Below are 25841 nucleotides of genomic sequence, written 5' to 3' on the forward strand. Positions count from 1 at the left end.
GGTTTTTATTCATCGGCTCGCAGATTCGCTAGACGCTTCCTCCCCACACTCGGTCGCCCTCATGCAGTTGCGCTTCACTTCACTTGCAGTGATCAACTTGTGGTGGGACTTGCACCCACTAGAGTAGGCCCATGCTGGGCACACCTCGCAACGGCGGGCCAGTGACCCGCCACCCTTGTTGCTCGAACAGTTGCGGGCTTGCCTCCCCAAAAACGACAGGGTGCTCGGCTCGCTCAACGTCGCCCCAAATACTTACCCCGCATCACGCCTCTGGGTGTCTCAATTTGCGGCATTCAGGCTTCTTGGATTGAAGGGTTCAGTTTTTTCTGAAGCGGCTCTTCGGACAGCGTGTAGCGCTTCAATCATCAACCACACTTACATACGAGACAAGACTCAAAGTACGCCTCGCGAGCAGGCCATGGGTTCCCCCCCGTGCCTCGCAAGAGGAGGGGCTATTCACTCCGATGCAGTTCCTGTGATGCGGGGTGTGTCTGGGCCGGGCGTTGGCTGTCGAGCCAGGCGCCGCTGAACGGAGGGCGAAGGCCCGGAGGAAGCGGACAGGCGGGCCCGAAGGGACGACTGCCTCCGTCCGGAACAGACACACCCCGCAGCGCAGGAACGGATTTAGAAACCAACATCCTTGCACCCAAGCGCAGAGCTGGTTTTAGAACCAGCACTCTCGGAAACAGCCCAACGTTCTACGGAAAAACCTCACCCACCCAGGCATGAGGCAATAAACAAGGGCGGATGTGACGACGGAGCCACGAAAGCTCCGCCGCCTTCAATCACTCTCCCGCAGCCGCATCGTTATCGTAGATCTTCACATACTCGAAATCGCCCGGCTTGCTGTTGATGCCCGCACGCGGAGGCGCGATCCAGCTGGCGTATTTGCCCGGCTCATAACACGGCTTCATCAAGGAATTGATGAACTCGTGATCCGCCTCGTTGCACAGCCACTCATCCCTGCGCGCCTCGAATTCTTCCGCCGAGATCAGGTCTCCTTCCGGCGTAATGCTGTGCCCCGCGAATTCTCCGATCTTGCGATTGAAGCCCTTGTGCGGCTGGACAAAGCGGAAATCGATCCCCGCATTCGCGACCACCTTGTTCCAGCGATCGATGCCGCCCTGGCAATCCTTGATGTAATCGTCCAGCAGGCGGCTGTTGATGGCGCTGAGCGCGGGCAGCTCGTCGGTCACGATTTCTCCGTCGCGTACCGTCATTACCGGATAAGTCGCGTCGGCCAGTACGTGATCGTCGTCGATGCGCGTCTCCTCGTAGCGCCCCTTCAGGCCCGAACTGTACAGTTCTGCCCCGTTGCTTGAAACTTCTGAACCGAACAAGTCGCGCGTTACCGACATGTGGAAGTTGGCCTTGCGCTGCAAGGTCGGCAGGTCGATGACGCCCAGCGCCCGGATCGCCTCAGCATCGTAGGGGTCCGTGATGCCGGCCGCGTTCATGGCCTTCACCGTGGCCTCGATGGTGCGGCCCACCCCGGTTTCGCCCACGAACAAGTGGTGCGCTTCTTCGGTCAGCATGAAGCGGCAGCTGCGCGACAGCGGATCAAAGCCCGATTGCGCCAGGGCCGCTAGCTGCATCTTGCCGTCGCGGTCGGTAAAGTAGGTGAACATGAAGAACGACAGCCAGTCGGGCGTACGCTCGTTGAAAGCACCCAGGATGCGCGGGTTGTTCTTGTCGGCCGAGCGGCGCTCGAGCAGGCCCTTGGCCTCTTCGCGGCCGTCGCGGCCAAAGTATTTCACCAGCAGGTACACCATGGCCCACAAGTGCCTGCCCTCTTCCACATTCACCTGGAAAAGATTGCGCATGTCGTACAGCGAGGGCGCCGTCTGGCCCAGGTAGCGCTGCTGCTCGACCGAGGCGGGTTCTGTGTCGCCCTGCACCACGATCAGGCGGCGCAGCACCGAACGGTACTCGCCCGGCACTTCCTGCCAGGCGGGTTCGCCCTTGTGGCGTCCGAACGGGATGCGGCGGCCTTCTTCCTGGGGAGCCAGCAAGATGCCCCAGCGGTACTCGGGCATTTTCACGTGGTCGAACACTGCCCAGCCGCTGGGGTCGACACCCACGGCGGTGCGCAGGTAGACGTCGGCGTCCTGGAAGCCGTCGGGCCCGGCCTCTTTCCACCACTCCAGGTAATCGGGCCGCCAGGACTCCAGCGCGCGCTGCAGCTGTCGGTCGCTGCCGAGGTCGACGTTGTTGGGAATTTTGTCGTCGTAGTTGACTTCGACGTAGTTCTTACTGCGGATGGCTTCGCTTGCGCTCATGATGTTCTCCCCGGCGGGCGCCTAGGCCCGACACTAGCTGGCTGATTCGACGGGAATGCTCCCGGCTCCGACTAAAAATGCATTTTTATGCACATTTAATCGTTAATAGGCATCATAGTGCTTTAGAAAAGCGGTTTTTTGACAAAAATCAAGCTTTGAAGTGAAAACGCATCGGCTCAATATATGCAAAGCCTTCCCTCTACTGGAACAAGAAGGGGCTGAACACGGCACGTCCTTCAAATACCTACAGCGCGCTTGATTCGAACCCGCGCGCCGTGAGTAATTGAGACATGGCTTCCGAAGCCTTTTGCATGGGCGTCAGATACGAAGAAAGAATCTGTTCCAGCACCATCACTTCGGGAATCCAGATCAGGGCCAGGCTTGCCACGCAGCGCCTACTTGAAAAAACGGGCACGGCCAAGGCGCCATATCGGGCGGGCGTGTTCGGCGCCGCGCGCGTGGAATCATAAACGGCATACCCCTGTTGCCGGATCTGGCCCAACTCCTTGTCAAGGAAAGCCAAGTCGAAATCACCACCGACCCGGCGATGGCGCAGCGCGGCGTCGATCCAAACTTGCCTGTCGGTGGGCTTGTTCCAGGCCAGAAAAGCTTTGCCGACGGCAGTAAACAGCAAAGGGGGCCGGAGCCCGAGTGCATGGTAGTTCGGTGTCAGGCTGCAACGGGTATTGGTGTCCAAGACAACCATTTCAAAACGATCCAGGACGGCCAAGTTGGTGGGCCAGGGAACTTTGCGTTCCAGCGTTCGGCGTACCGGCGCCGTAATCTCCGACAGCAGCTGACGTGCCAGCGACGACGAGGGCACCGCCGAAGCATCCGGCACCGAGAAGTAACGGCCGTTCATAGGATTGCGATCCACATGACCGGCTTCCCCCAGCGTTTTTAGAATGCGCAGCAGCGTAGCCCGCGGCAACCCCGTGCTCGCCATCAAGTCAGGCAGGCTCATATTCTTTTCGTGCTGGAGCCAGCGCAGCACGATAAGCCCGCGAGCAAGCGAATCTATGGTTTTCACTTTTGTGTTGATTGCACTCACAGCACTCGCAGTCTTGAGAAAAAATGTTCACCAGGTGAACTAGATAATAACTCTGCAGGAGACAAATTCCTAAAATTCTCTCAAGACTGGAGCCTGAAGAGTCGTTTTCGGCGGGACGCCGTTGTACTCGCTCTCGAGCCCCGTCGCAATGCCACCGTAGAAGAAACCCCAGGTTCAGGAGAACAGAATGCAGGCCTTGCAATGCGTGGAAGACGCCCGCCGTCAGGCGCGGCGCCGGGTTCCGAAGATGTTCTATGATTTCGTTGATTCAGGTTCATGGACAGGTTCGACCTACGCGGACAACGAGGCCGCGTTCGCCGCCTTGAAGTTCCGCCAGCGCATAGGCAAGAACGTCGATCGGGTGACGTCGGCAACCACGATCCTGGGCGACGAGGCCGCGCTGCCGCTGGCGGTGGCGCCTACCGGACTGGCCGGTTTCGTCTGGCCCGATGCCGAGATCCTCGGCGCGCGGGCGGCGCATCGTTTCGGTGTGCCCTATAGCCTGTCGATCGGCAGCGTATGTTCGCTGGAAGAGGTGCGCAAACATACGGATGGCCCGCTGTGGATGCAGGTCTCGCTGCTGAAAGATACCGATTTTTTGCAAAATCTGTTGCGGCGAGCCAAGGACGCCTGCTGCGAGGCGCTCATACTGACCATGGACTATCATGTAGCTGGGCGCCGCCATTGCGACGCTCGCAACGGCCTGGCGCTGCCGCCGCGCCGCTCGCCCAGGCAGATGCTGGATCTGCTGTCGTCGCCCGGTTGGTGTCTCGCGATGCTGCGCACTTCCAACCGCGGCTTTGGCAACGTCATCGGACATGCCAAGGGTGTCACCGATCTGGCCTCTTTTGCCAAATGGCATGCGGACCAGTTCGTACTCGACATCGATTGGGATCAGGTGAAGCGGCTCAAGGAGGCATGGGGCGGATGCCTAATCGTCAAAGGCGTGCTCGATGCCGAGGATGCACTGCTTGCCATCGACGCCGGCGCCGATGCGCTAAGCATCAGCAATCAGGGAGGACGCCAACTCGATGGCGCGCCCGCCGCAGTGCAGGTGCTGCCCTCCATTGCCGATGTCGCAGGCGGCAAGGCGGAACTTCTGCTTGACGGCGGTGTGCGAAGCGGGCAAGACATCGTTCGCGCCTGCGCGCTTGGCGCAAGCGGCGTGCTGGCCGGCCGTGCATGGCTCTATGGGGTGGCCGCAGGCGGAGAAGATGGCGTGTACCGCGTGCTGCAGATCCTGAGGGAGGAAATGCGAAGCACCATGGCCTTTTGCGGCGTCAGAAAAGTATCCGAGATCGGCCCGCATGTCCTTTACTCCCCGACACCGGCCCGCAGCAAGTATGCGTGAAGCAAACAACGCGCGCGCCGAAAGACCGTGACGCCTGATTGCCGCCCGCCCCGGTCGAGGGCGGGCGGAACAGCGCAGTCCACATGAATCAGGCTGCAGGACGCTCCCGCTCGAAATGCCGATGATGCCCTAGGGCGGAAACAAAGTTCTGCAAGGCCTTGGAGCCTCCCTTGGCCGTCACGAATATGCCTGGCAGTTCCTCATCCTGCGCAGTGATGCCCGCCTGGCGCAGCAGGGCTTCGGCATCGCGCGAAGCCCAGATCGTCTTGCTGTGCAGGAACTGGTCGGTCAGGAATTCGCGCGCCTTGGGGTCGGCCGCCAGGCGCTTTGCCGCGTCGGGCCCGCCGGGCACGATGACGCCGTCGAACAGCACGCCGGGGTGGTTTTCGAGCGAGGCGTCGGCATCGATGGCGGGGCCCTCGCGGGGCGTCACCGCGCCGATGTGGGGACCCACCAGGCGCACCACAGCGCCCTGTTCCTGCAGCGCATGCGTGGCATCCCACACGGCGGCGCCGTCCACGCCGTCCGCCACCAGCACAGCCACCTGCCGGCTTTGTATGCCGGCGTCGCCCTGGCGCGCCGTCAGCGACAGGGCCGGAGACACCTCCACTTCGGGCTTCGGTGTTTTGGCCAGCGCGCGGGGCATGGCTTCGGGCAACTCCATGCCCAGTCCCTGTGCAACCTCGGCCGCCAGCTCTTCAGAGGCGTTGCGTAGCATGGAGACCACGCGCCGGCGCACCGCCGGCACGGTCACCTTGCTGAGCTCGAAGCGGAAAGCCGCGGCGATATGGCGCTGTTCGGCCTCGGTCTGGCTGTTGTAGAACAAAGCCGCCTGGTTGTAATGCTCGGCGAACTTCTCGGGCTTGCCGCGCACCTCGTCCGCATGGATCGGTTCGGGAAAGGACACGAAGCCCTGCGTGCCCGCCTGGTGCGGACAGCCTCCGCCCAGCGAATTGGGTTCATACGAAGAGCGGCCGCGATGGATGGCCTGCCTGTGCATGCCGTCGCGCTGGTTGTTCTGCACCGGCGCCAGGGGCGCATTGATGGGCAGTTCATGAAAGTTGGGGCCGCCCAAACGGGTGATCTGAGTATCTACATAAGAATGGATGCGCCCGGCCAGCAAAGGATCGTTCGTGAAATCGATGCCCGGCACGACGTGGGCCGCACAGAAGGCCACTTGCTCTGTCTCGGCGAAGAAGTTGTCGGGATTGCGGTTGAGCACCATTCTTCCCACAGGCTGCAGCGGCACAAGCTCTTCGGGCACGATCTTGGTCGCGTCCAGCACGTCGAAGCTGAAGGCTTCGGCCTGCTCTTCGGTAAAGGCCTGCACGCACAGCTCCCATTCGGGATAGGCGCCCGACTCGATCGCTTCCCATAGGTCCCGGCGATTGTAGTCCGGGTCGGCGCCCGATATCTTGACCGCCTCATCCCACACCAGGGAATGCGTGCCCAGCTTGGGATTCCAGTGGAATTTCACGAAGGTGGATTCGCCCTGCGCGTTGACGAAGCGGAAGGTATGCACCCCGAAGCCCTGCATCATGCGAAAGCTGCGCGGTATGGCCCTGTCCGACATCTGCCACATCAGCATGTGGGTGGATTCGGGCATCAGCGAGACGAAATCCCAGTAGGTGTCGTGGGCGGAAGCCGCCTGGGGCATGGCGTGATGCGGTTCGGGCTTGACCGCGTGCACCAGGTCGGGGAACTTCATGGCGTCCTGGATGAAGAACACCGGCATGTTGTTGCCCACCAGATCCCAATTGCCTTCATCGGTATAGAACTTCACGGCAAAACCCCGCACGTCGCGCGCCGTGTCCTTCGAGCCCCGCTCCCCTGCCACCGTCGAAAAGCGCACGAACACTGGGGTGATCTTGCCCGCCTCGGCAAACAGCGATGCCTGGGTCAGCGAGCTCAGGGGCTCGTAGCACTCGAAGTAGCCGTGGGCGCCCGAGCCGCGCGCATGCACCACCCGCTCGGGAATGCGCTCGTGGTCGAAGTGCGTAATTTTTTCGCGCAGGACGAAATCTTTCAACAAGGCCGCGCCGCGCAGGCCCGCCTTGAGTGAGTTCTGGTTGTCCGAAACCCGCACGCCCTGGTTGGTCGTCAAAGGCTGGCCTTCCGGGTCGGCCCGCACCCGCTCGAGCGAACCCCCGGCCGCATTGACGCCTGGCGCCGCGGGCTTGCCATATTTCTCGGTATGGTTCTTTTCCGCCAAGGTGCTGCCTGTCGCATCGCGCGACGGCGGCTGCACGCTTGCGCCCTCCGGCGGCGTCAGGGCTTTGTCGCGCCCGTGCTCGGCCTGCTTGTTGGGGTTGTGGGGCATGGCGGCTGCCATCTTTCCGACGGCGGCGGCCTTCGCCACGCCCTCGCCTTCTTTTTTTCCACCCGCGGGGTCGTTGGCGGGCCCGCTGTCGGTTGAATTGAAGCCTGTCGCCGCGGCCTGCGCAGCTTGTCCAGGCGGTGTCGATTTAGCCATCTGTGCGTCTCCTGAAATTAGTGCGACGGTGCGAGCGACCGTGCGTCGTGTCGGGAGGCATGCGCCATGCCCGTTGCTGTGGCGGCGGCAAGACACGGACGCAATGCGGCCCACCCAGGCGCTAGTTCGCAGCGCCTGGGTGGGCCGATGGCTACTTCCGCTTCAGCGATTGTTGTCGAAGAAATCCCTTACTTCACGCTCGGCCTCTTCACGCGTCCTGCCGTAGCGTTCCTGGATCAGGCCGGCAAGTTGCTGGGCGTCGCCCTTGGTGCGGGTGAGCTCGTCATCCGTCAGGTCTCCCCAGGCAGCCTTGGCCTTTCCCGACAACTGCTTCCACTGGCCTTCTATCGTGTCTTTGTTCATGATCGAACTCCTTGTAAGAATAATGGGCGGACCAGAACCAGGCTGCTCTGTTCCCGCGAAGAGCGAACGCCGGGGCCGCCTTTCGGTCAGGTGGTCCGGGCTCTCACCTGGCCCGCGATCCAGGCGTTCGCCTGCGCCTCATAGCAAGCCCCGTACCCGCGCGGCCGCGCCGCAATGGCCGAGCGGCGATCACGGCAGCACAAAAGCCGGCCCAGATCGAGCATATGCTTTGCAATGCTTCTTGTTGTTGGTAATCTGGCGGCAAACCCTTCGGGAGTCGGCATGAAATACATCGATTACTACGAAGTCCTTGGTGTGGCCCGCGACGCCACCCAAGACGAAATAAAAAAGGCCTATCGCAAGCTGGCCCACCAGTATCACCCCGACGTGTCCAAAGAGGCGGGTGCCGAACAAAAATTCAAGGAAGTGGCCGAAGCCTACGGCACCCTCAAAGACCCTGAGAAAAGAGCCGCCTACGACGCCCTGGGCCGCCATCCACAGGGCGAAGACTTTGTCCCGCCCCACCAGTGGCAGCAGCACTACCATGAAGAATCGGCCGATTTCTCGGACGTCGACCTCGCCGACCTCTTGGCCGCTTTCGCGGCTGCGCAGCGCGCCGAGCATCAACAACGCGCGCGCCGTCCCCTCAATGGCCAGGATTTCGAAGTGAACATGCCGGTCACCCTCGAGCAGGTCTACGCCGGCGCCGAGGCCGACCTGAGCCTCTCGCTGCCCGACTACGACGAACAAGGCATGCCGCGCCGCAGCCCCAAGACCTATCGCATACGCATACCCAAGGGGGCTTCCGACGGCCAGCGCCTGCGCCTGCCCCAAAAGGGCGGACCCGGCCTGAACGGCGGACGCGCGGGCGATCTCTATGTAACCATGCAGTTCCAGCCTCATCGCCTGTATCGCGTCAGCGGCCGCGACCTGTACATCGACCTGTCCCTGGCGCCCTGGGAAGCCGCCCTGGGCGCGGCGGTCGAGATTCCCACCCTGGACGGTGCGGTCGAAATGAAAATACCCGAAGGCACCGTGGCCGGCCGCAAGTTGCGCCTTTCCGGCCGCGGCATGCCCGATTCATCCGGCAAGCACGGCGACCTCTACGCCATCGTGCAGATCGACGTGCCCGCAAAACTGTCGGCCCGTGAGCGCGAACTCATGCAGCAGCTGGCCGCCGAGTCAGCCTTCAATCCACGTTCCTATCCCGGAGCAAGCACATGAAAACCCACATTACCGAAAGCGTCTGGCTCAACGCCTCGGACATCTGCTCGTTCGAGCATGTGGTCGAGGTTTCGGGCCTGAGCCCCCAAGAACTGCGCGAGCTGGTGGAAACCGGCGTCATCGAGCCTTCGAACGACGATCCGGGCAATTATTTTTTTCATACCCAGTGCATCGTCGTCGCGCGCAAGGCCCGCCGCCTGCGCGACGACTTCGAGCTCGACACCCGCGGCCTGGCCGTGGCGCTGAACCTGCTTCGGCGGGTCGACGACCTTGAAAGCGAAATCGCCCGCCTGCGCGCCAGGCTGGGCCGCTAGCCTGTTTCCCGTCAAAACCAAAAGGCCTTAGCTCAGCGCGGTATCCAGTACCATCATCAGCACAAAGCCGATAAGCAGCCCGCCCGTCGCCCACGATTCATGCCCCTGGCGATGCGATTCGGGGATGATCTCGTGGCTGATCACGAACAGCATCGCGCCCGCCGCCGCGGCCAGTCCCCAGGGCAGCAAGGCCGCGGAAAGGCCCAGCACCATCACCCCCAGCACCGCCGCCAGCGGCTCGATCAGTCCGGAAAGAATCGCAATGCCGGCCGAAAGCTTGCGGCTGTATCCGGCCGAGTGCAGCGCCAGCGCCACCACCATGCCTTCGGGAAGGTCCTGGATCGAAATGCCCGCCGCGAGCGATTGCGCGCCGATGCTGTCGGTTCCGGCAAAGGCCACCCCTATCGCCAGCCCTTCGGGAAAATTGTGCAGCATGATGGCCAGCACGAACAGCCAGGCGCGCCGCATCGCCCGCGAGCGCGACCCTTCGACGCCCTTGACGAAATGCTCGTGGGGCGTGAGCCGATCGATAAAGAACAGGGCCCCCGCCCCAAGCAGTATGCCCAGCCCCACCAGCCCGCTTGCTCCCCAGGCGCCGGAACCTTGATCTCCGGCTGCATTCAGCGCCGGCAAAATAAGCGAAAACGCGCTGGCCGCCAGCATGACCCCGGCGCCGAATCCCATCATCGTGTCAATGAAGCGCTGCGAATAGCTGCGCGACAGAAGCAAGGGCACCGTGCCCAGCGCCGTGGCGCCCGCCGCCGCCATGCCGCCCAGCAAGGCCCCTTTCATCGCCTGGTCGCCGGCTGCAATAGCCTGGTAGACGTAGATGCACAGCGCGCCCAGCAGCAGCGCCGCCAAGCCCCACAGCCAACGCGGCCCCGGCATGGCCGGCAATGGATTGGGCGACATATTGCGGTCCATGGACGACGATGCAGGTTTGTTCATATATGCCTTGTGCTCTAGGGCTGCGGATGCAATGGCGGCTCGCACTCTTGCAGCATGGCTGAAAACGCATGCGCTGCGGGAGACAGGGGCCGTTGCGCCCGTTTCAACAAGAAAAGCGGACGCCGATAGCGTTCGGCCCGCCTGGTGTTCATGGTAGCCAGCCGCCCCAAGGCCAGCAAGTCCTGAACCACCACCTGGGGCAGCATGGCAACGCCAAGGCCCTGGGCCACCGCGCGGGCGATGCCTTCGTTGCTGCCCATCTCGATCGTGTCGCCCAGTTGCACGCCTTCGTCACGCATGAGGCGCTCGGCCACTTCGCGGGTGCCGGAACCCGATTCGCGCACCAGCCAGCGCGCGCGGCTGAGGCTGCGCGCATCGACTTCGCCGCTGCCCGCCAGCTCGGAGCCGGGCGGCGCGACCAGCAGCAGGCTTTCTTCCCGCCAGCGCAGGGAACTGATGCCCGGATCGTTCACCCCTCCTTCAACCACCGCCACGTCGACAATGCAGTCCAGCAAGCCATGGCTGATGGTGGCCGTGTTGCCCACCACGACGCGCAGCTCGACTTCGGGATACTGCTGTGCAAACAGGGCCAGATAGGCCGGCAGCCAATAGCCCGCCACCGTAGTGCTGGCCCCAACCACCAGCGTGCCCTTCTGCAAGCCCGTTCGGGCCCCCAGGTCGTCCAGCGCGGCCCGCTCCAGGGCGAAGATGCCGCGCGCATGCTCGTATAGCGCGCGGCCGGCTTCGGTCAGCCGCAGGCCTCGTCCGCCCTTGCCCCGCGGCCCACCGCGCTCGACCAGCGCCAGCCCCAGCTGTTCTTCGAGCTCGCGCACGGCCTTGGAAGCGGCTGACTGGCTGATGTGCAGCAGTTCGGCCCCCCGCGAGAAACTGCCACGGGTGGCGACCGTGAAAAAAATGCGTGTTAGGTGCAGGTTGAGGCGCATGGGGGTAGCTATGAGTTTAATTCATGCTTTTGGGAGAAATGGGTATTGGACTCATATTACTGCAAACTATAAGCTTAAGCCTGTTTCTGTTGGACCTCTATTCAGGCAATTGCACATGCAGACCGCCACGCTTTCCCCCTCACGTTTTGCCTTTCTCTGGCAGCCCGGGCTGCTTCCCGGCCTGGCCCTCACGGCCGCACTGGCGGCCGCCAGCACGCTTCTGGCCCAAACGCCGTGGCTGCAGCAGGCCGGCCTTAGCCCCCTTACCCTTGCCATCGTGCTGGGCATGGTGGCCGGAAACACCTTCTTTCCCGCCATCGCCCCGCGCACGGGCGCCGGCGTCGATTTTTCCAAGAACATACTGTTGCGCGCCGGCATCATATTGTTCGGCTTTCGCATCACCTTCCAGGACATCGCCCACATCGGCTGGGCGGGGGTGCTTATCGCAGCCCTGGTAGTGGCCTGTACCTTCGTGCTGGCGGTGCAGATAGGCACCCGCCTGCTGCGCCTCGACAAGCAAACCGCCATGCTCATCGGCGCCGGCAGCGCCATTTGCGGCGCAGCCGCTGTCATGGCGGCCGAACCCGTGGTCAAGGGCCAGGCGCACAAGGTCACGGTGGCCGTCGCCACCGTAGTGGTGTTCGGCACGCTGGCCATGTTCCTGTATCCGCTGATCTATCCGCATCTTGGCATGTCCGAACAGGCCTTCGGCGTCTATCTCGGGTCCACCATCCACGAGGTGGCCCAGGTCGTCGCGGCAGGTGCCGCTGTAAGCGATGCCACGGCCTCTACGGCCGTCATCGAGAAGATGATGCGCGTCATGATGCTGGCACCCTTCCTGGTGCTGCTGTCGGGCGCCCTGTCACGCGGCGAAGGCGCCGCGGCCCGCCGCATCGTCATCCCCTGGTTCGCCGTGCTGTTCATCGTGGCGGCCGGCATCAATTCGCTGCAATGGCTGCCTCAGGCAGTAGTGCATGCGATCTTGCAGCTGGACGCCGCGCTGCTGGCCATGGCCATGGCGGCCCTGGGCCTGCGCACCCGCGCCAGCAGCCTGCGCCAGGCCGGGCTTCGTCCGATGCTGCTGGCAGCGATGCTGTTTGCGTTCTTGCTGGTGGGCGGCTACGGCATCAACCTGGCCGTGACCGCATTACTGGGCTAAGCTCAATAAAGGGCCATGCGCGGGCGAGTGCCAGGCACCCGCCGGCCGATTCGCTAGGCGCGGGCGTCAGACGCCCTGAAGCGCATAGCCTTGCTTGCGAAACTCTTCCAGCCGGTTGTACAGGGTTTTGGGGCTGATGCCCAGCGCCATGGCGGTGCGGCGTTTGTCGCCGCCATAGTATTCGAGCGTGGCCATGATCACGGCCCTTTGCGCCGAATTAAGCGGCGTGCCCACCGAAATCTTCAGCAGGCCATGCTTGACCTCGAGCCTTCTGGGCTGTGCCTCGGCATTCAGGGGCGGAACCTCTACCTGCCCATCTGCCAGGATGAAGGCGCGCATCACGGTGTTTTTAAGTTCGCGCACATTGCCGGGCCAGTGGTAGCTTTCAAGCTGGTACAGGGCATCGGGCGCAAAGACCTTGCTGGTGCCCTCTTGGTCGTTGAGCTCGTTTAGAAAACGCTGGGCCAGGTAGGGAATATCGCTTTTTCGTTCGCGCAACGAAGGCACACGTATGGGAAACACGGCCAGGCGGTACAGAAGATCGGACCTGAACGTATGGGCCTGCACGGCCATCTTGGGGTCTCGGTTGGTGGCCGCGATTATGCGCACATTGACCTTTTTTTGCTCAGAGCCGCCCACGCGGTGATAAGTGCCGTTCTCGAGCACGCGCAGCAGTTGCACCTGCATCGACAGGGGCATCTCGGTGATTTCATCCAGAAACAGCGTGCCCGTGTGGGCCCGGCCGAAACAGCCCTCGGTACTGCTGACGGCGCCGGTGAAACTGCCCTTTTCGTGCCCGAAAAGCTCGCTTTCGGCCAACGAGGGGCTGATCGCCCCGCAATTGACGGCCACAAAGGGCTGGTTACGACGGGAACTGCGCCCGTGGATGGCACGTGCCACAACCTCTTTGCCGGTGCCGCTTTCGCCGATGATCAGTACGCTCGCCCCGGTTGGGGCCGCCTTGACGATGGAGCGCGCGAGTCGAAAGGCAGCCGGCGAATGCCCAAGGAATCGAGAGGTTTTAATCATGTTGAACCTGGTTTGAATCAATACTGGGCCGGGAAACACCGGCGTTTGAGTGTGCCTGGAGCCAGCACGGACCGTAAGCTTGAATACCCGCCTTCAACTTCCTTAACCTTCAAGCTTATAGCTTCAGTGAACGCAAGGACATTGGTGTTATTACTCCAAACGTAACAAAATAAGAACAAGAGCGGTTTCAAGAACAAAAGTGAATGCGCCCTTCAGCGCTCATGAACTGAACCCGGCCCAGTTCATGAAGAGCCTCAGCAACCACGCCACGAGGGCCAGCGCCGCAACGCCGCCCGCCCAGAACAGCAGCAGCCATCCGATGCGGGTCAGCCAGGGCCGCCGGCCGGCGGGTGGCCGGGACATCAGTGGTAGCCCTCGCCATGGCGCACCTTGCCGCGGAACACGTAATAAGACCATGCCGTGTACATGAGTATGAACGGCACGATCAGCAAGGCTCCGACCAAGGCAAACCCCTGGCTTTGCGGCGGACCCGACGCTTCCCAGATGGAAATGTCGGGCGGGATGATGTTGGGCCAGATGCTGATGCCCAAGCCGCTATACCCCAGGAAGATAAGCACCAGGGTCAACAAGAAGGGACCGGCATGCGGCTTTTGCTCGAGGAAGCGCAGCAAATAGTATGCCGCCAGGGCCACCAGCACCGGCACAGGCGCAAACCAGATCAGGTTGGGAAAGCTGAACCAGCGGTCGGCGATGGCCTGGTGGGCCAGCGGCGTCCAGATGCTGATGACCACGATGATGGCCAGCAGCACCAGGGTAAGCGGGCGCGCCAGGGAACGCATGCGGTCGTAAAGCAGGCCTTCGGTCTTGAAGATGAGCCAGGTGCAACCCAGCAGCGCATAGGCCACGAGCAGGCCCAGGCCGGTAAAGATGGAGAACGGCGTTATCCAATCGAGCACGCCGCCTACATAGCTGCGGTCGACCACCGTCAGGCCGTCCATATAGGCGCCCAGCACGACGCCCTGGAAGAAGGTGGCGCAGAACGAGCCGAAGATGAAGGCCTTGTCCCACCAATGGCGCTTGTGAGGCTCGGCCTTGAAGCGGAACTCGAAGGCGACCCCGCGGAAGATCAGGCCCAACAGCATGAAGATGAGGGGCAGCATGAAGGCATGCAGGATCACCGCATAGGCCAGCGGAAAGGCCGCCAGCAGCCCCGCCCCGCCCAGCACCAGCCAGGTCTCGTTTCCGTCCCACACGGGCGCGACGGTGTTCATCATGACGTCGCGGTCGCCGGCGTCGGGCATGAAGGGAAACAATATGCCTATGCCCAGGTCGAAGCCGTCCATGATCACATACATCAGGATGCCGAAAAGAATGATGACCGCCCACAGCAGCGCCAGATCGATTCCCATTGCTAACCCCTTGCAGTGTCGTTGGACGGGCCCTTGTGCTCGTCGGCGGCCGAGATCGGCCGGGCCGGCGTGCGGGGCTCTCCGGGGCCGCCTTCTTGCGGCTCATGGCTTTGAGGCCCGGTGCGTATCAGCCTGAGGATATACACAATGCCTGCGCCGAACAGAATGAAATACACGACGATGAACAAGACCAGCGCCAGGCCGACCTCGGCCGCGCTATGCGGCGTGACGGCATCGGCGGTACGCATCAGCCCGTGGATGATCCATGGCTGGCGCCCGATTTCGGTGGTATACCAGCCCGCCAGCAGAGCCACCAGCCCCGAAGCACCCATGGCCAGCGCGAAGCGATGCAGGCCCCTTTGCCGGTACAAGACGCCGCGCCATCGCGCCCAGGCGCCCCATAGCCCCAGTGTGATCATCAGCAGGCCCAGGCCCACCATGATGCGGAAAGTCCAGAACACCACCGTGGAATTGGGCCGGTCTTCGGGCGCGAACTCTTTAAGGCCCTGAAATTGCCCGTTCCAGCTGTGCGTCAGTATGAGGCTGCCCAGATGCGGAATATCGACCGCGAAGCGCGTGCGCTCTTGTTCCATGTCGGGCCAGCCTATCAGGGTAAGGGGCACGGCCTCGCCCGGCTTGTTTTCCCAGTGCCCTTCTATGGCGGAGATCTTGGCCGGCTGGTGCTTGAGCGTGTTCAGCCCGTGGAAATCGCCCACCACCGCCTGCAGCGGCGCCACCAGCAGCAGCATCCACATGGCCATGGAAAGCATCTTGCGTACCGCGGGATTGTCGTTGCCGCGCAATAAATGCCATCCGGCCGATGCCGCCACCATCAGGGCCGTGGCCAGATAGGCGGCCAGGGTCATGTGCACAAGGCGGTAGGGAAAAGACGGGTTGAAGATGACGGCAAGCCAGTCGACCGGCACGACCTGGTTGTTGATGATTTCGTAGCCCTGCGGCGTGTGCATCCAGCTGTTCGAGGCCAGGATCCAGGTGGCGGAAATGAGCGTGCCCAGCGCCACCATCACCGTGGAGAAAAAATGCAGGCCGGGGCCGACGCGCTTCCAGCCGAACAGCATTACGCCCAGAAAGCCCGCCTCGAGGAAAAAGGCGGTAAGCACTTCATAGGCCAGCAAGGGCCCGGTGATGCTGCCGGCGAAATCGGAGAAGTGGCTCCAGTTGGTGCCGAACTGATAGGCCATGACCACGCCCGACACCACCCCCATGCCGAAATTGACGGCGAACACCTTGACCCAGAAGTGGTACAGATCGCGATACACCGTGTTGGAGGTGCGCAGCCAACAGGCTTCGAGCACGGCCAGATAGCTGGCCAGGCCGATGGTGATGGCGGGAAAGATGATGTGGAAGGAAATCGTGAAGCCGAACTGAATGCGGGACAACATCAAGGCATCGAGATCCATTCCTGCGCTCCTGTATTCCTGTATAGCGAGAAAGCCCTGCCCGGGCCAAAACGTCGCGCACAGCCGGTAGCCGGCGGTGAGTACACTCCCGACACTATAGCCCCGTAGGGTGTCCGGGGCTATAGGGAAGTAAATCGCGGGGACAAAACCGATCCTTTCGCGGGACGGGCACGCCATTTGCGCTTGTCGGGCCTCTACATACTGCAGGAGCTCTGCATGGCCGCCACCTTACGCCTTGCCGACGCAAAGAGCGGCTCTCGCATCGCGGTTGCCTTCCCGCGCCGACACGACGCGCCGCCGCATGAATCCGCCTCGCAAGAGGCCCTTGCCCGCAAGCTTGCCGGCGTGCTGGAACTGGATTTCATCGAAGACTACCGGCCCGGCGAATATCCTCCGGGCGGCGTCTACTACGTGCCTTCGCGCACCCTGGTTCGCCCCGTCTCGCTCCAGCCCGCCGAACAGTTCATCCAGGGCATCCGCGGCGACGAAGACCTGTTCGGCGGCATCGTGCCGCATGCTTTCGTTGCCACCAAGGCCATCACCCATGCCCTGCTCCACCCCGATGCCGCCGCGCCGGAGGGCTGGAGCCACGCCTTCGCCCATGACTCCGGGCCGGCCGTGTTGCTGGGCATCACGGCCTTCAGCATCGGCGACGCCAGGCTGGCAGGCCTGAGGCTTCTGGCCCTGGGCCCGGTGCGCATCAAGCCGGTGCGAGCCAGCGGAGGCCGCGGCCAGATACTGGCCGCCGACCGCCGCCAGCTCGACGAGGCGCTGGACCGCCAGGACGAGGGTGAAATCGCCCAATACGGCTTGGTGCTGGAAGAACATCTGCAACAGGTGGAAACGTACAGCGTCGGCCAGGCACGCGTCGGCGGCATGACGATGTCGTACGCGGGCACACAATCCCTGACGCCCGACAATAGCGGTCTGCAGGTCTATGGCGGTTCCAGCCTGCTGTGCGTACGTGGCGGCTATGAAGAGCTGCTGGCCCTGCCCATGGACGCGAACTGGCGGGAAGCCGTGCGCCTGGCCCGCATGTACGATGTGGCCGCCCAGCGCTGCTATCCGGGCCTGTTCGCCTCGCGCCGCAACTATGACGTGGCCCGCGGCAGGGACGCGCGCGGGCGCATAAAAACCGGGGTGCTGGAACAGAGCTGGCGCGCCGGCGGCGCAAGCTTTGCCGAGGCGTGCGCGCTCGAAGCGTTCCAGAACGTCCCCGAGCGAAGTGTCGTGCGCGCCTACACGTGCGAACGCTACGGAAACGAGCACAACACCCCGCGCGAGGCCCAGCTCATCTATCGCGGCGACGACCCCGAAACCGGCTTCATCACCAAATACGGCGCAGTCGAACCCCATGGCAACCCTGAGTGAAAACATACTCATCCCCGTCGAGGGCCAGCACATCGCGGGCACTTTCCTGGAACCGTCCAACAAGGTGCCAGGCGTGCTCTTCATACACGGCTGGGGCGGCAGCCAGGACTTCGACCTGCTGCGGGCGCGCGGCCTGGCGGGCCTGGGCTGTGTCTGCCTTACCTTCGACCTGCGCGGCCATGCCGCCACGCTCGAGCAGCAAATGAAGGTTTCACGCGAGGACAATCTGCGCGACGTGATGGCGGCCTACGACTCGCTGGCCGCCCATCCGGCGATCGACGCCTCGGCGATTGCGGTGGTGGGCAGCAGCTACGGAGGCTATCTGGCCGCCATACTGACCAGTCTGCGCTCGGTGAAATGGCTGGCCCTGCATGTGCCCGCCCTGTATCGGGACGACGAATGGATGCTGCCCAAGCGCCAGCTGAACCGCGAAAGCCTCACGGCCTACCGCCTGAGCACGGTAACCCCGAACGACAACCGGGCCCTGGCGGCCTGCCGCCGTTTCAGGGGCGACGTGCTGATCGTGGAGGCCGAGCACGACGACTTCGTGCCCCACTCCACCATCATGAACTACCGCGCCGCCTTCCAGGAGGCCCACTCGCTGACCCACCGCATCGTGGACGAGGCTGACCACGGCCTGACGCGCAAGGAAGCCCAGCGTTCGTATACCTCCATCTTGCTCAACTGGGCCACCGAAATGGTGGTGGGCGCGCGCATGTCGCGCAGCCGGGTATGAAACTTGCATCATCCGGCCGCATACAGGCTGAATGGAGCAATGCATGCGCGAACAGTCCGGGATTCCGCGCACGGTCAAGGTGCTGACCGTGAACGTACATAAAGGCTTTACGATATTCAACAGGCGCTTCATTTTGCATGAACTGCGCGAGGCGATCCGCAGCACGGCGCCCGACGTCATCTTCCTTCAGGAAGTACTGGGAGAGCACCATCGCCATGCCGCCAGGCTGCATGGCTGGCCCACCACCTCGCACTACGAATTCCTGGCCGACACCATCTGGTCCGACTTCGCCTACGGACGCAATGCCGTCTATCCGGCGGGGCACCACGGCAATGCGGTGCTCTCCAAGTATCCGATCTCCACCTACGAGAACCACGACGTCAGCGTCAACCGCCACGAGGCGCGCGGCATGCTGCACTGCATTATCGAAACGCCGGGCGGCGGCATGCGGCTGCATGCGGTGTGCGTCCACCTGGGCCTGCGCGAGTCGCACCGCCGGCAGCAGCTCAGGCGGCTTTGCGAACTGGTCCATACCGCCGTGCCCGACGGCGAACCCGCCGTCGTGGCGGGTGACTTCAATGACTGGCGCCTGAAGGCCGGCCGCCACCTCGACGACTGCGGCCTGATCGACGTCTTCGCGGCGGCCCACGGGCGCCCCGTGCGCACCTTTCCCGCCCAATGCCCCCTGCTGCAGCTCGACCGCATCTATGTGCGCAATGTGGCGCGGCATCGGCCGGTGCCCATGGCGCGGCGGCCCTGGAACGGCCTGTCGGACCACCTGCCGCTGGTTGCGGAGATAGACGTATGAGCAGTCCGTGGCGAGAAGGCAACGAGTTCGTGTTGCTGGAGAACGGCGAGGCCTACTATCCGCGCGTCAACGAGGCCATCAGCCAGGCGCGCACCGAGGTGCTGATCGAAACCTTCATCCTGTTCGACGACAAGGTGGGACGCGCCCTGCGGCAGGTGCTGATCGACGCCGCCCGGCGCGGCGTGCAGGTGGACATCACCGTGGATGGATACGGTTCCGACACGCTGTCGGACGAATTCATCCAGGGACTTACCGGCGCAGGCGTCAGGCTGCACGTGTTCGACCCCCGCCCGCGCCTGATGGGGGTGCGCACCAATCTGTTTCGCCGCATGCACCGCAAGATCGTGGCCGTGGACGGGCGCCTGGCATTCATCGGCGGCATCAATTTCTCGGCCGACCACCTGCCCGATTTCGGCCCCATGGCCAAGCAGGATTATGCAGTGCAGGTGCGCGGCCCCCTCGCCTCGGACATGGCCAACTATGTGCGCGACGTATTGAAGGCGGCGCGGGTGAGCCGGCGGCGCTGGCGACGTGTGCCCAAGTTGGCTCCGCCCAAAGGCGACGCCAGCGGCCGCCTGATCGTGCGCGACAACGACGCCAATCCCACCTCCATAGAAAGCGCCTACCGCGTGGCGATCCGCGGCGCACACGAAGACATATTGATCGCCAACGCCTATTTCTTTCCCGGCTATCGGCTTCTGCGCGATCTTGTCGATGCGGCCCGGCGCGGCGTGCGGGTGCGCCTCATCCTGCAGGGCGAGCCCGACATGAAGGTGGCCCAGAAGGCGGCGGAGATGCTGTACGACTACCTGGAATCGGCCGGCATCGTCATCTACGAATACTGCGACCGGCCGCTGCACGGCAAGGTCGCCTGCATCGACCAGCGCTGGGCCACGGTGGGATCCAGCAATCTCGACCCGTTCAGCCTCGCGCTGAACCTGGAGGCCAACGTGGTGATCCACGACAGAGAGTTCAACCAGGCCCTACGCGACAATCTCGAAGGGCTGATAGACCAGCACTGCCGCCGCATCGCCCGGCCCACCACGCGCAGGGGCTGGCTGGGCCGGCGCCCGTGGACCAGTGTGCTGGTGTTTCATTTTCTGCGCCGCTTTCCGGCCTGGGCGGGCAGCCTGCCGGCGCACAAGCCGCGCCTGGAGTCGCTGGGCGCCGACGCCATTGCCGAAACCGGCGGGGAATCCGCATGAGCAGCCGCTTCCTGCCGGCTCGCATGAGCGCACTGCCCTGGACGTGGATCACGCGCATCGTGACCGGCCTGATGATCGCGGCCGTGGTGGTCCTGCTGTTCAATCTTGCCCGCCGGCTCGACTGGATGCAGGTGCTGCGCTCTGCCGGCGAGATCGGCACGCCGACCATCGCCGCGGCGATGGGCCTGGCAGTGTTGGGCCACCTTGTCTACACGACCTTCGACCTGCTTGCAAAACGCTATGCGGGGACACCGCTGCCCATGTGGAAGGTGACCGGCATTGCCGCTCTCAGCTATGCCATGAACCTGAACCTGGGCGTATTGGTCGGCGGCGTGGCCATCCGCCTGCGGCTCTATCACCGACTGGGTGTGCGCGCCTCGACCGCGGCCAGGGTGGTCGCCTTCAGTACCCTGACCAACTGGATAGGCTACGGCTGGCTGGCCGGCGTGGTCTTCATGGCGGATGCCATGCCGCTGCCGGGCGCGTGGGACGTGGGCAGCACGGTGATCCAGCTCACCGGCCTGGCCATGGTCGCGGGCGTACTCATATACCTGGGCGGCTGCGCCTTCTCGCGCCGGAGGATCTGGACGCTGCGCGGCCACCGCCTTGAACTGCCCCCCCTGCGCCTCGCGCTGGCCCAGTGCGGCCTGGCCGCCGTGTCGTGGATGGCGATGGGAAGCATCATCTACGTCCTGCTCAAAGGCGAGGTCGCCTATGCCGCCGTGCTGGGCATTCTTCTCTTTTGCAGCATCGCCGCCCTGATCGCCCATATTCCGGGCGGGCTCGGGGTAAACGAGGCGATTTTCGTCGGTGCCCTTTCAGGCACCCTGCCCGCCCACCAGGTGCTGGCCGCCGTGCTGATGTATCGCATTCTGTACTGTGTGGTGCCTCTGGCCCTTGCCGTGCCCGCCTACCTGCTGATCGAGGCGCGCCTGCGCCGATGACATACCACCCGCATCAAGGAGATCGACATGGCAACACGTGAACGCGAATCCAACCAGCAAGTCCAGGACAATGACACACGCCGCGAAGAACAGAAAAGCCACGACACCCAGCAGAACCGCAGCAAGAAGGAAGGCCACGCCAGCCAGATCGGCTCGGGGCAGGACCAGCAAAGCAGCCGGACCCGCGGCAAGGGCGGAAACCACCCCTGATGTCCCCGGCGCCATGCACGCGCCGTCCGCGGAAGCGGCACCACGGCTGCACTATGCCAGCGACCTGCAGGCGGGCATCGGCCGCGTTCGATCGGGGCGCGGCTTCCGGTACACCTATCCCGACGGCAGGGCCGTGGCCGACAAGAATGTGCTTCGGCGCATCAAGGCCCTGGCCATCCCGCCCGCCTACACCCAGGTGTGGATCAGCCCCAGCGCGCAGGGCCATCTGCAGGCGACCGGCCGCGACGCGAAGGGCCGCAAGCAATATCGGTATCATGACCTGTGGCAGGCGCAGCGCCGCCTGAGCAACTATGGGCATCTGCAAGAGTTCGCGCTGGCCTTGCCACGCATACGCCGGCGGGTTGCCCGCGATATGGGGGCCCACAGCCTGGGGCGCGACAAGGTGGCCGCCTTGGTCGTCCAATTGCTGGAAACCACATTGATACGCATCGGCAGCCGCGAGTATGCGCGCCGCAACAAAAGCTATGGCCTCACGACGCTGAAGCCTCGCCACGCCACACTCGGCGCCGCAAGCGTGCGGTTCCGCTTTCGAGGAAAGAGCGGAGTGATGCATGACGTGGCGGTCAACGACAGGCGGATCGCGCGCGCCGTGCGGCGCTGCATGGAGCTCCCGGGCCAAGAGCTCTTCCAATACCTGGACAGCGAAGGCGAAGTGCACAGCATGGATTCAGGGACCGTCAACGCCTATCTGAAACAGGCCAGCGGCGCCGACTTCACCGCCAAGGACTATCGCACCTGGGCCGGCTCGCTGCGCGCGTTCGCCGCCTTGCAGTGCCATGCCGGCACCAGCCCGCCCAGTCGGGCCGTATTGGTACAGGTGGTCAAGGACGTGGCCCGGGAACTGAACAACACGCCCGCCGTCTGCAGGGCCTGCTATATCCACCCCGCCATCATCGAGGCTTATCTGCAGGGCGAGCTGCCCGGTCGGGAGCCCTGCGACGGCCCAAGGGGGTTGCGGGCGGACGAACGCCGGCTGCTGGCTTTCCTGGCCAGCCGGGAAACAAGCGGGAACACCGTTTGCTGACCTTGCGGCACTGCATTACAAAGAGGCCTTGATCATGGCTCGAGTCATCTGGAAAGGCGCCATCACCTTCGGACTGGTTCATGTGCCCATCGTGCTGCATTCGGCCACGCGTGTGACGCGCCTGGACTTCGACTGGATAGACAAGCGCGACAACTCGCCCGTGGGCTACCAGCGCATCAACAAGCGCACCGGCAAGGCCATTGAGGCCGAGCACATTGTCAAGGGCTACGAATACGAGAAAGGCGATTACGTCTTTCTGAGCGACGATGATTTCAAGCGCGCCAATACGGCCGCGACCCAGTCCATAGACGTGCTGAGCTTCGTGCAGGGCTCGGAAGTACCCTTGTACTACTTTGACACGCCCTACTACCTGGCCCCCGACAAGCGGGGCGACAAGGGCTATGTGCTGTTTCGCGAAGTGCTGCGCAAGAGCGGGCTCCTGGCCCTGGCTTCCGTCGTGCTGCATTCCAAGCAATACCTGGCGGCGATGTTCCCGCTCGATGACGTGCTGATGCTGGTCACCATGCGCTACGCGGATGAAATCCGCGACGCCGCCGAACTGGACATTCCCCACGGCAAGGACAGCGCGCCCAACGCACGCGAAATGCAGATGGCCTCGCGTCTGCTCGAAGACATGACCCTGCCCTGGGATCCGGAGCAGTACCGCGACGAATATCGCGACGATCTCCTGGCCACCATAGAAGAAAAAATAGCGTCGGGCAGAACCCATTCCCTGGAAGAGACCGAGGAGGCGCCCCGCCGCAAGTCGGGCAAGGTCATCGACCTCATGTCCATGCTTCAGCGCAGCATAGAAGAGCGCGGCGGCGCAAGCAAGAAAACTGGCGCCTCTGCGCGAAAAGCCCCGGGCGCGGCCGCCAAGAAGCGCGCCCCGGCCAAGAAAGCATCCACTGCGGCCAAGAAGGCGTCGTCCGGCGGGACACGACGCAAGACGGCCTGATACATTCGACTTCTACCCCGCAAGCGACTGCATGAAACAACCTGGGCGAGGTGACCCGAATGAATACCCGGCTGGAAACCTATCGTCGGAAGCGCAACTTCCGAGTCACCGAAGAACCTCGCGGACGGACGTCGGCCAGGGCGGCGAAGCGCCCGCTGCGCTATGTCATACAGCGCCACGAAGCCCGGCGCCTCCACTACGACTTTCGGCTCGAGATCGACGGCGTGCTGGTCAGCTGGGCGGTGCCCAAGGGCCCGTCCCTGGACCCCGCCGTCAAGCGCCTGGCCGTCCACGTCGAAGACCACCCGCTCGAATATGGTGATTTCGAAGGCGACATACCGGCCGGGCAATACGGCGCCGGACACGTGGACATCTGGGACAGCGGAAGCTGGACGCCTTCTTCCGATCCCTCGCGCGCACTGGACGACGGACACCTGAAGTTCGAACTGGACGGCGGCCTCAAAGGCGAATGGGTGCTGCTGCGCACGGGCAAGGAAAGCACGCAATGGCTGCTGCGCAAGCTCGATGACGAGCATGCACAGCCGGGCCACGATGCCGAGACGGACGGGGCCCCCCCCGATGCCGCTTCCGACGTATCGCCGGCCGCCCCGGCACGAAAAGCCGATGCGGCCGGCGATGCGTCGAACCCGGGCAAGCCGCGCAAGGCTCCCCCGATGCGCAAGCCGCCGCCCTCCTCCCTGCCGGCCCAGCTTGCCACACTGGTCGATCGTCCTCCCCGGGGGCCCGGCTGGTCCTATGAAGTGAAGTACGACGGCTACCGCATCCTGTGCCGCCTCGAAGGCGGCAAGGCCAGGCTGCTCAGCCGCAACGGCAATGAATGGAATGCACGCATGAAGGGCCTGGCGGACGAGCTTCAGAAACTGGGCCTGGGCGACGGCTGGATAGACGGCGAGGTGGTCTGCTTTGACGACCAGGGCATCAGCCGCTTCCAGGCGCTGCAACAGGCCCTGGACGGTGCTTCGGGCGGGCTGGTCTTCGTCGCCTTCGACCTGCCTTTCTGGAATGGCGTCGACCTGCGTGCCCAACCCTTGTCCGAGCGCCAGCGGCGGCTGCAGGAGCTGCTCGAGCCGCTGCCGGCGGATGGCCCCATCATGTTCACGCAGCAACTGGACGTTTCCAGCGACACCGAGGGCGCCAGCGCCTGGACGGAGGCCTGCAGGCTGAGCCTCGAGGGCCTGATCTGCAAGAAGAAAGACTCGCCCTACACCGACGGGCGAAGCAAGACCTGGCTGAAATTGAAATGCCGGCCCCAACAAGAGTTCGTGGTCGGAGGCTATACCGAACCCTCGGGCGCCCGCTCGTACCTGGGCGCGCTGCTGGTCGGGCTCCGCGATGGAAAAAAACTGAACTACACGGGTCGGGTAGGCACGGGCTTTACCCAGGCCACCCTCAAGGATCTGCACGGGCGGCTGCAGAAGCTGCACCGCAAGACCAGCCCCTTCTCCACCTCTGCAGAGGGGCGAGGCCGCTATGGCCGAAGCAGCGGCGCCATCCAGTGGGTCAGCCCCAAGCTGGTCGCGCAGGTGGACTATGCCGGCTGGACCGAAGACGGGCTGCTGCGCCAGGCGGCTTTCAGGGGCCTGCGCGACGACAAGCCCGCCTCGGCCGTTACCGGTGAAGAGATGTTGACGCTGGAGCAATTGCAGGCCGATTCGGAGCAGGCGGGCGACGGCCGCAAGCGCAAGGCGAAGAAGGCGCCCAGTTCGGCCTCTGCCACCAAAGCGAACCGCGCAGGGCGCGTGGTGATAGGCGGCGTCAGTGTCAGCCACCCCGAACGCAAGGTCTACACCAAACCCGACTTCAGCAAGAAAGCACTGGTCGAATACTACGACTCGGTGGCCGAATTCATGCTGCCCCACCTGCTGAACAGGCGGGTGGCGCTGCTGCGCTGTCCGCAGGGAACCAATGCCACCTGCTTCTTCCAGAAGCACCTGCGCAGCGAACCGCCCGAGGGCGTTACGCTGGACGAAGAACAGGTGGTCATCGAGAATGCCCGTGGACTTCTGGAGCTGGCCCAGTTCGGCGTGATCGAATTTCATACCTGGGGCTCTTCGCTGCCCCGCGCAGATCGGCCCGACCGCATCACCCTCGATCTGGACCCCGACCCCGACATCCCTTGGGCCGACATCGTGATTGCCGCGCGCCTGGTGCAGCGGCTCATGCAAGAGGCCGGACTGGTTCCCTACCTGAAAACCACCGGGGGCAAGGGGCTGCATCTGGTGGCGCCCATCAAGGCGTCGCATTCATGGGACAAGGCCAAGGAATTCTCGCGCGCCATGGCCGCCTATCTGGGGCGGGAAGCACCTTCCCAGTTCACGGCAAGCGTCTCGAAGGCGCGCCGCAAGGGCTTGATCTTCGTCGACTACCTGCGTAACGGCAATGGCGCCACCGCCATTGCTGCCTTTTCTGCACGGGCCCGCCAGGGCGCGCCCGTATCAATGCCTGTGGCGTGGGACGAACTCGACTCACGGCATGACCTGCGCGCCGCAAGATTCAATATCGCCAACGCCCTCAAGCACCGCCAGGAACAAGGCGGAGATCCCTGGCAGGATTACGCGGCGAGCCGCAAGGCCCTGCGCCTGAGTTTCCAGAAGGAACTGCAGGCGTAACCGGCCCC

General features: G+C 63.7%; 23 protein-coding genes. 13 read left to right on the forward strand and 10 right to left on the reverse strand.

All coding sequences use genetic code 11. The features are described 5' to 3' along the window. Nucleotides 1-785: 785 nt before the first annotated feature. Nucleotides 786-2279, reverse strand: a complete 1494-nt coding sequence (gene boxB / locus C7440_RS13280) for a benzoyl-CoA 2,3-epoxidase subunit BoxB (RefSeq protein WP_116518900.1) — start codon at nucleotides 2277-2279, stop codon at nucleotides 786-788. Nucleotides 2280-2523: 244 nt separating this feature from the next. Further along, nucleotides 2524-3330: an IclR family transcriptional regulator domain-containing protein gene (locus tag C7440_RS13285; protein WP_116518901.1), complete on the reverse strand. Its 807-nt coding sequence runs from the start codon at nucleotides 3328-3330 to the stop codon at nucleotides 2524-2526. A gap of 205 nt (nucleotides 3331-3535) precedes the next feature. On the opposite strand from C7440_RS13285, the gene C7440_RS13290 reads away from it, so the two are divergent. Beyond that, entirely contained in the window at nucleotides 3536-4681 is a 1146-nt protein-coding gene (locus tag C7440_RS13290; RefSeq protein ID WP_279305866.1) for an alpha-hydroxy acid oxidase, read from the forward strand. Nucleotides 4682-4769: 88 nt separating this feature from the next. Here the strand turns inward: C7440_RS13290 and C7440_RS13295 are convergent, their stop codons facing one another. Then, a complete protein-coding gene (locus tag C7440_RS13295; RefSeq protein ID WP_116518903.1) occupies nucleotides 4770-7154 on the reverse strand; it encodes a catalase in 2385 nt (794 codons plus the stop codon). A gap of 162 nt (nucleotides 7155-7316) precedes the next feature. After that, nucleotides 7317-7517: a CsbD family protein gene (locus C7440_RS13300; RefSeq protein WP_017523517.1), complete on the reverse strand. Its 201-nt coding sequence runs from the start codon at nucleotides 7515-7517 to the stop codon at nucleotides 7317-7319. Between the two features lie 282 nt (nucleotides 7518-7799). On the opposite strand from C7440_RS13300, the gene C7440_RS13305 reads away from it, so the two are divergent. Then, complete coding sequence (locus C7440_RS13305; protein ID WP_116518904.1) at nucleotides 7800-8741, forward strand: DnaJ C-terminal domain-containing protein; 942 nt, start codon at nucleotides 7800-7802, stop codon at nucleotides 8739-8741. Then, a complete protein-coding gene (locus tag C7440_RS13310; protein ID WP_116518905.1) occupies nucleotides 8738-9055 on the forward strand; it encodes a chaperone modulator CbpM in 318 nt (105 codons plus the stop codon). The genes C7440_RS13305 and C7440_RS13310 overlap by 4 nt, the downstream gene beginning before the upstream one ends. Nucleotides 9056-9082: 27 nt before the next feature. Here the strand turns inward: C7440_RS13310 and C7440_RS13315 are convergent, their stop codons facing one another. Together C7440_RS13315 and C7440_RS13320 are read right to left on the reverse strand one after the other, a co-directional pair. Next, nucleotides 9083-9967, reverse strand: coding sequence for a ZIP family metal transporter (locus C7440_RS13315; RefSeq protein WP_371743498.1), 885 nt, complete (start codon nucleotides 9965-9967; stop codon nucleotides 9083-9085). Nucleotides 9968-10017: 50 nt separating this feature from the next. After that, the gene (locus tag C7440_RS13320) at nucleotides 10018-10947 is read right to left on the reverse strand and encodes a LysR family transcriptional regulator (protein ID WP_116518907.1); all 930 of its coding nucleotides are present in this window, start codon (nucleotides 10945-10947) and stop codon (nucleotides 10018-10020) included. Between the two features lie 115 nt (nucleotides 10948-11062). Here C7440_RS13320 and C7440_RS13325 point away from each other — a divergent pair, with 115 nt between their 5' ends. Then, nucleotides 11063-12106 (forward strand): YeiH family protein, encoded by a 1044-nt coding sequence (locus tag C7440_RS13325; RefSeq protein WP_116518908.1) that lies wholly within the window; start codon nucleotides 11063-11065, stop codon nucleotides 12104-12106. A gap of 66 nt (nucleotides 12107-12172) precedes the next feature. On the opposite strand, the gene C7440_RS13330 is transcribed toward C7440_RS13325, so the two are convergent. The 4 genes from C7440_RS13330 to C7440_RS13345 all read right to left on the reverse strand — a co-directional run bounded on the left by C7440_RS13330 (nucleotide 12173) and on the right by C7440_RS13345 (nucleotide 15926). After that, the gene (locus C7440_RS13330; protein ID WP_040548493.1) at nucleotides 12173-13135 is read right to left on the reverse strand and encodes a sigma-54 interaction domain-containing protein; all 963 of its coding nucleotides are present in this window, start codon (nucleotides 13133-13135) and stop codon (nucleotides 12173-12175) included. 219 nt (nucleotides 13136-13354) lie between these two features. Further along, nucleotides 13355-13498, reverse strand: coding sequence for a DUF2474 family protein (locus C7440_RS13335; RefSeq protein ID WP_017523510.1), 144 nt, complete (start codon nucleotides 13496-13498; stop codon nucleotides 13355-13357). Next, complete coding sequence (gene cydB, locus C7440_RS13340; protein WP_017523509.1) at nucleotides 13498-14505, reverse strand: cytochrome d ubiquinol oxidase subunit II; 1008 nt, start codon at nucleotides 14503-14505, stop codon at nucleotides 13498-13500. Before cydB ends, C7440_RS13335 begins: the two co-directional genes overlap by 1 nt. A gap of 2 nt (nucleotides 14506-14507) precedes the next feature. Next, nucleotides 14508-15926, reverse strand: coding sequence for a cytochrome ubiquinol oxidase subunit I (locus tag C7440_RS13345; protein WP_116518909.1), 1419 nt, complete (start codon nucleotides 15924-15926; stop codon nucleotides 14508-14510). A gap of 216 nt (nucleotides 15927-16142) precedes the next feature. Here C7440_RS13345 and C7440_RS13350 point away from each other — a divergent pair, with 216 nt between their 5' ends. The 9 genes from C7440_RS13350 to ligD are packed head-to-tail and all read left to right on the forward strand — an operon-like array spanning nucleotide 16143 to nucleotide 25833. Further along, the gene (locus C7440_RS13350; protein ID WP_116518910.1) at nucleotides 16143-17297 is read left to right on the forward strand and encodes a DUF3182 family protein; all 1155 of its coding nucleotides are present in this window, start codon (nucleotides 16143-16145) and stop codon (nucleotides 17295-17297) included. Further along, nucleotides 17281-18033: an alpha/beta hydrolase family protein gene (locus C7440_RS13355; RefSeq protein WP_017523506.1), complete on the forward strand. Its 753-nt coding sequence runs from the start codon at nucleotides 17281-17283 to the stop codon at nucleotides 18031-18033. Before C7440_RS13350 ends, C7440_RS13355 begins: the two co-directional genes overlap by 17 nt. 43 nt (nucleotides 18034-18076) lie before the next feature. Continuing rightward, nucleotides 18077-18841, forward strand: a complete 765-nt coding sequence (locus tag C7440_RS13360) for an endonuclease/exonuclease/phosphatase family protein (protein ID WP_116518911.1) — start codon at nucleotides 18077-18079, stop codon at nucleotides 18839-18841. Continuing rightward, a complete protein-coding gene (gene clsB, locus C7440_RS13365) occupies nucleotides 18838-20046 on the forward strand; it encodes a cardiolipin synthase ClsB (RefSeq protein ID WP_017523504.1) in 1209 nt (402 codons plus the stop codon). The genes C7440_RS13360 and clsB overlap by 4 nt, the downstream gene beginning before the upstream one ends. Then, nucleotides 20043-20990, forward strand: coding sequence for a lysylphosphatidylglycerol synthase domain-containing protein (locus C7440_RS13370; protein ID WP_017523503.1), 948 nt, complete (start codon nucleotides 20043-20045; stop codon nucleotides 20988-20990). The genes clsB and C7440_RS13370 overlap by 4 nt, the downstream gene beginning before the upstream one ends. Nucleotides 20991-21017: 27 nt before the next feature. Beyond that, nucleotides 21018-21200: a hypothetical protein gene (locus C7440_RS13375; protein ID WP_017523502.1), complete on the forward strand. Its 183-nt coding sequence runs from the start codon at nucleotides 21018-21020 to the stop codon at nucleotides 21198-21200. Between the two features lie 13 nt (nucleotides 21201-21213). Beyond that, nucleotides 21214-22245: a DNA topoisomerase IB gene (locus C7440_RS13380; RefSeq protein WP_116518912.1), complete on the forward strand. Its 1032-nt coding sequence runs from the start codon at nucleotides 21214-21216 to the stop codon at nucleotides 22243-22245. 34 nt (nucleotides 22246-22279) lie between these two features. Further along, on the forward strand, nucleotides 22280-23203 hold the full coding sequence (gene ku / locus C7440_RS13385; RefSeq protein ID WP_116518913.1) for a non-homologous end joining protein Ku: 924 nt from the start codon (nucleotides 22280-22282) through the stop codon (nucleotides 23201-23203). 59 nt (nucleotides 23204-23262) lie between these two features. Further along, nucleotides 23263-25833: a DNA ligase D gene (ligD, locus tag C7440_RS13390; RefSeq protein ID WP_116518914.1), complete on the forward strand. Its 2571-nt coding sequence runs from the start codon at nucleotides 23263-23265 to the stop codon at nucleotides 25831-25833. The last annotated feature ends 8 nt before the right edge of the window (nucleotides 25834-25841 follow it).

Origin of the sequence: Pusillimonas noertemannii, from assembly GCF_003096595.1 — a bacterium.
Lineage (GTDB): Bacteria > Pseudomonadota > Gammaproteobacteria > Burkholderiales > Burkholderiaceae_B > Pusillimonas > Pusillimonas noertemannii.

Bases quoted from the DNA above. Each gene is read 5' to 3' on its own strand.
- C7440_RS13375 (WP_017523502.1), top strand. From the start codon at position 21,018: ATGGCAACACGTGAACGCGAATCCAACCAGCAAGTCCAGGACAATGAC.
- C7440_RS13325 (WP_116518908.1), top strand. From the start codon at position 11,063: ATGCAGACCGCCACGCTTTCCCCCTCACGTTTTGCCTTTCTCTGGCAG.
- C7440_RS13350 (WP_116518910.1), top strand. From the start codon at position 16,143: ATGGCCGCCACCTTACGCCTTGCCGACGCAAAGAGCGGCTCTCGCATC.
- C7440_RS13335 (WP_017523510.1), bottom strand. From the start codon at position 13,498: ATGTCCCGGCCACCCGCCGGCCGGCGGCCCTGGCTGACCCGCATCGGA.
- ligD (WP_116518914.1), top strand. From the start codon at position 23,263: ATGAATACCCGGCTGGAAACCTATCGTCGGAAGCGCAACTTCCGAGTC.
- boxB (WP_116518900.1), bottom strand. From the start codon at position 2,279: ATGAGCGCAAGCGAAGCCATCCGCAGTAAGAACTACGTCGAAGTCAAC.
- C7440_RS13380 (WP_116518912.1), top strand. From the start codon at position 21,214: ATGCACGCGCCGTCCGCGGAAGCGGCACCACGGCTGCACTATGCCAGC.
- C7440_RS13355 (WP_017523506.1), top strand. From the start codon at position 17,281: ATGGCAACCCTGAGTGAAAACATACTCATCCCCGTCGAGGGCCAGCAC.
- C7440_RS13370 (WP_017523503.1), top strand. From the start codon at position 20,043: ATGAGCAGCCGCTTCCTGCCGGCTCGCATGAGCGCACTGCCCTGGACG.
- cydB (WP_017523509.1), bottom strand. From the start codon at position 14,505: ATGGGAATCGATCTGGCGCTGCTGTGGGCGGTCATCATTCTTTTCGGC.
- ku (WP_116518913.1), top strand. From the start codon at position 22,280: ATGGCTCGAGTCATCTGGAAAGGCGCCATCACCTTCGGACTGGTTCAT.
- C7440_RS13345 (WP_116518909.1), bottom strand. From the start codon at position 15,926: ATGGATCTCGATGCCTTGATGTTGTCCCGCATTCAGTTCGGCTTCACG.
- C7440_RS13330 (WP_040548493.1), bottom strand. From the start codon at position 13,135: ATGATTAAAACCTCTCGATTCCTTGGGCATTCGCCGGCTGCCTTTCGA.
- C7440_RS13300 (WP_017523517.1), bottom strand. From the start codon at position 7,517: ATGAACAAAGACACGATAGAAGGCCAGTGGAAGCAGTTGTCGGGAAAG.
- C7440_RS13305 (WP_116518904.1), top strand. From the start codon at position 7,800: ATGAAATACATCGATTACTACGAAGTCCTTGGTGTGGCCCGCGACGCC.
- C7440_RS13315 (WP_371743498.1), bottom strand. From the start codon at position 9,967: ATGTCGCCCAATCCATTGCCGGCCATGCCGGGGCCGCGTTGGCTGTGG.
- clsB (WP_017523504.1), top strand. From the start codon at position 18,838: ATGAGCAGTCCGTGGCGAGAAGGCAACGAGTTCGTGTTGCTGGAGAAC.
- C7440_RS13310 (WP_116518905.1), top strand. From the start codon at position 8,738: ATGAAAACCCACATTACCGAAAGCGTCTGGCTCAACGCCTCGGACATC.
- C7440_RS13320 (WP_116518907.1), bottom strand. From the start codon at position 10,947: ATGCGCCTCAACCTGCACCTAACACGCATTTTTTTCACGGTCGCCACC.
- C7440_RS13360 (WP_116518911.1), top strand. From the start codon at position 18,077: ATGCGCGAACAGTCCGGGATTCCGCGCACGGTCAAGGTGCTGACCGTG.
- C7440_RS13295 (WP_116518903.1), bottom strand. From the start codon at position 7,154: ATGGCTAAATCGACACCGCCTGGACAAGCTGCGCAGGCCGCGGCGACA.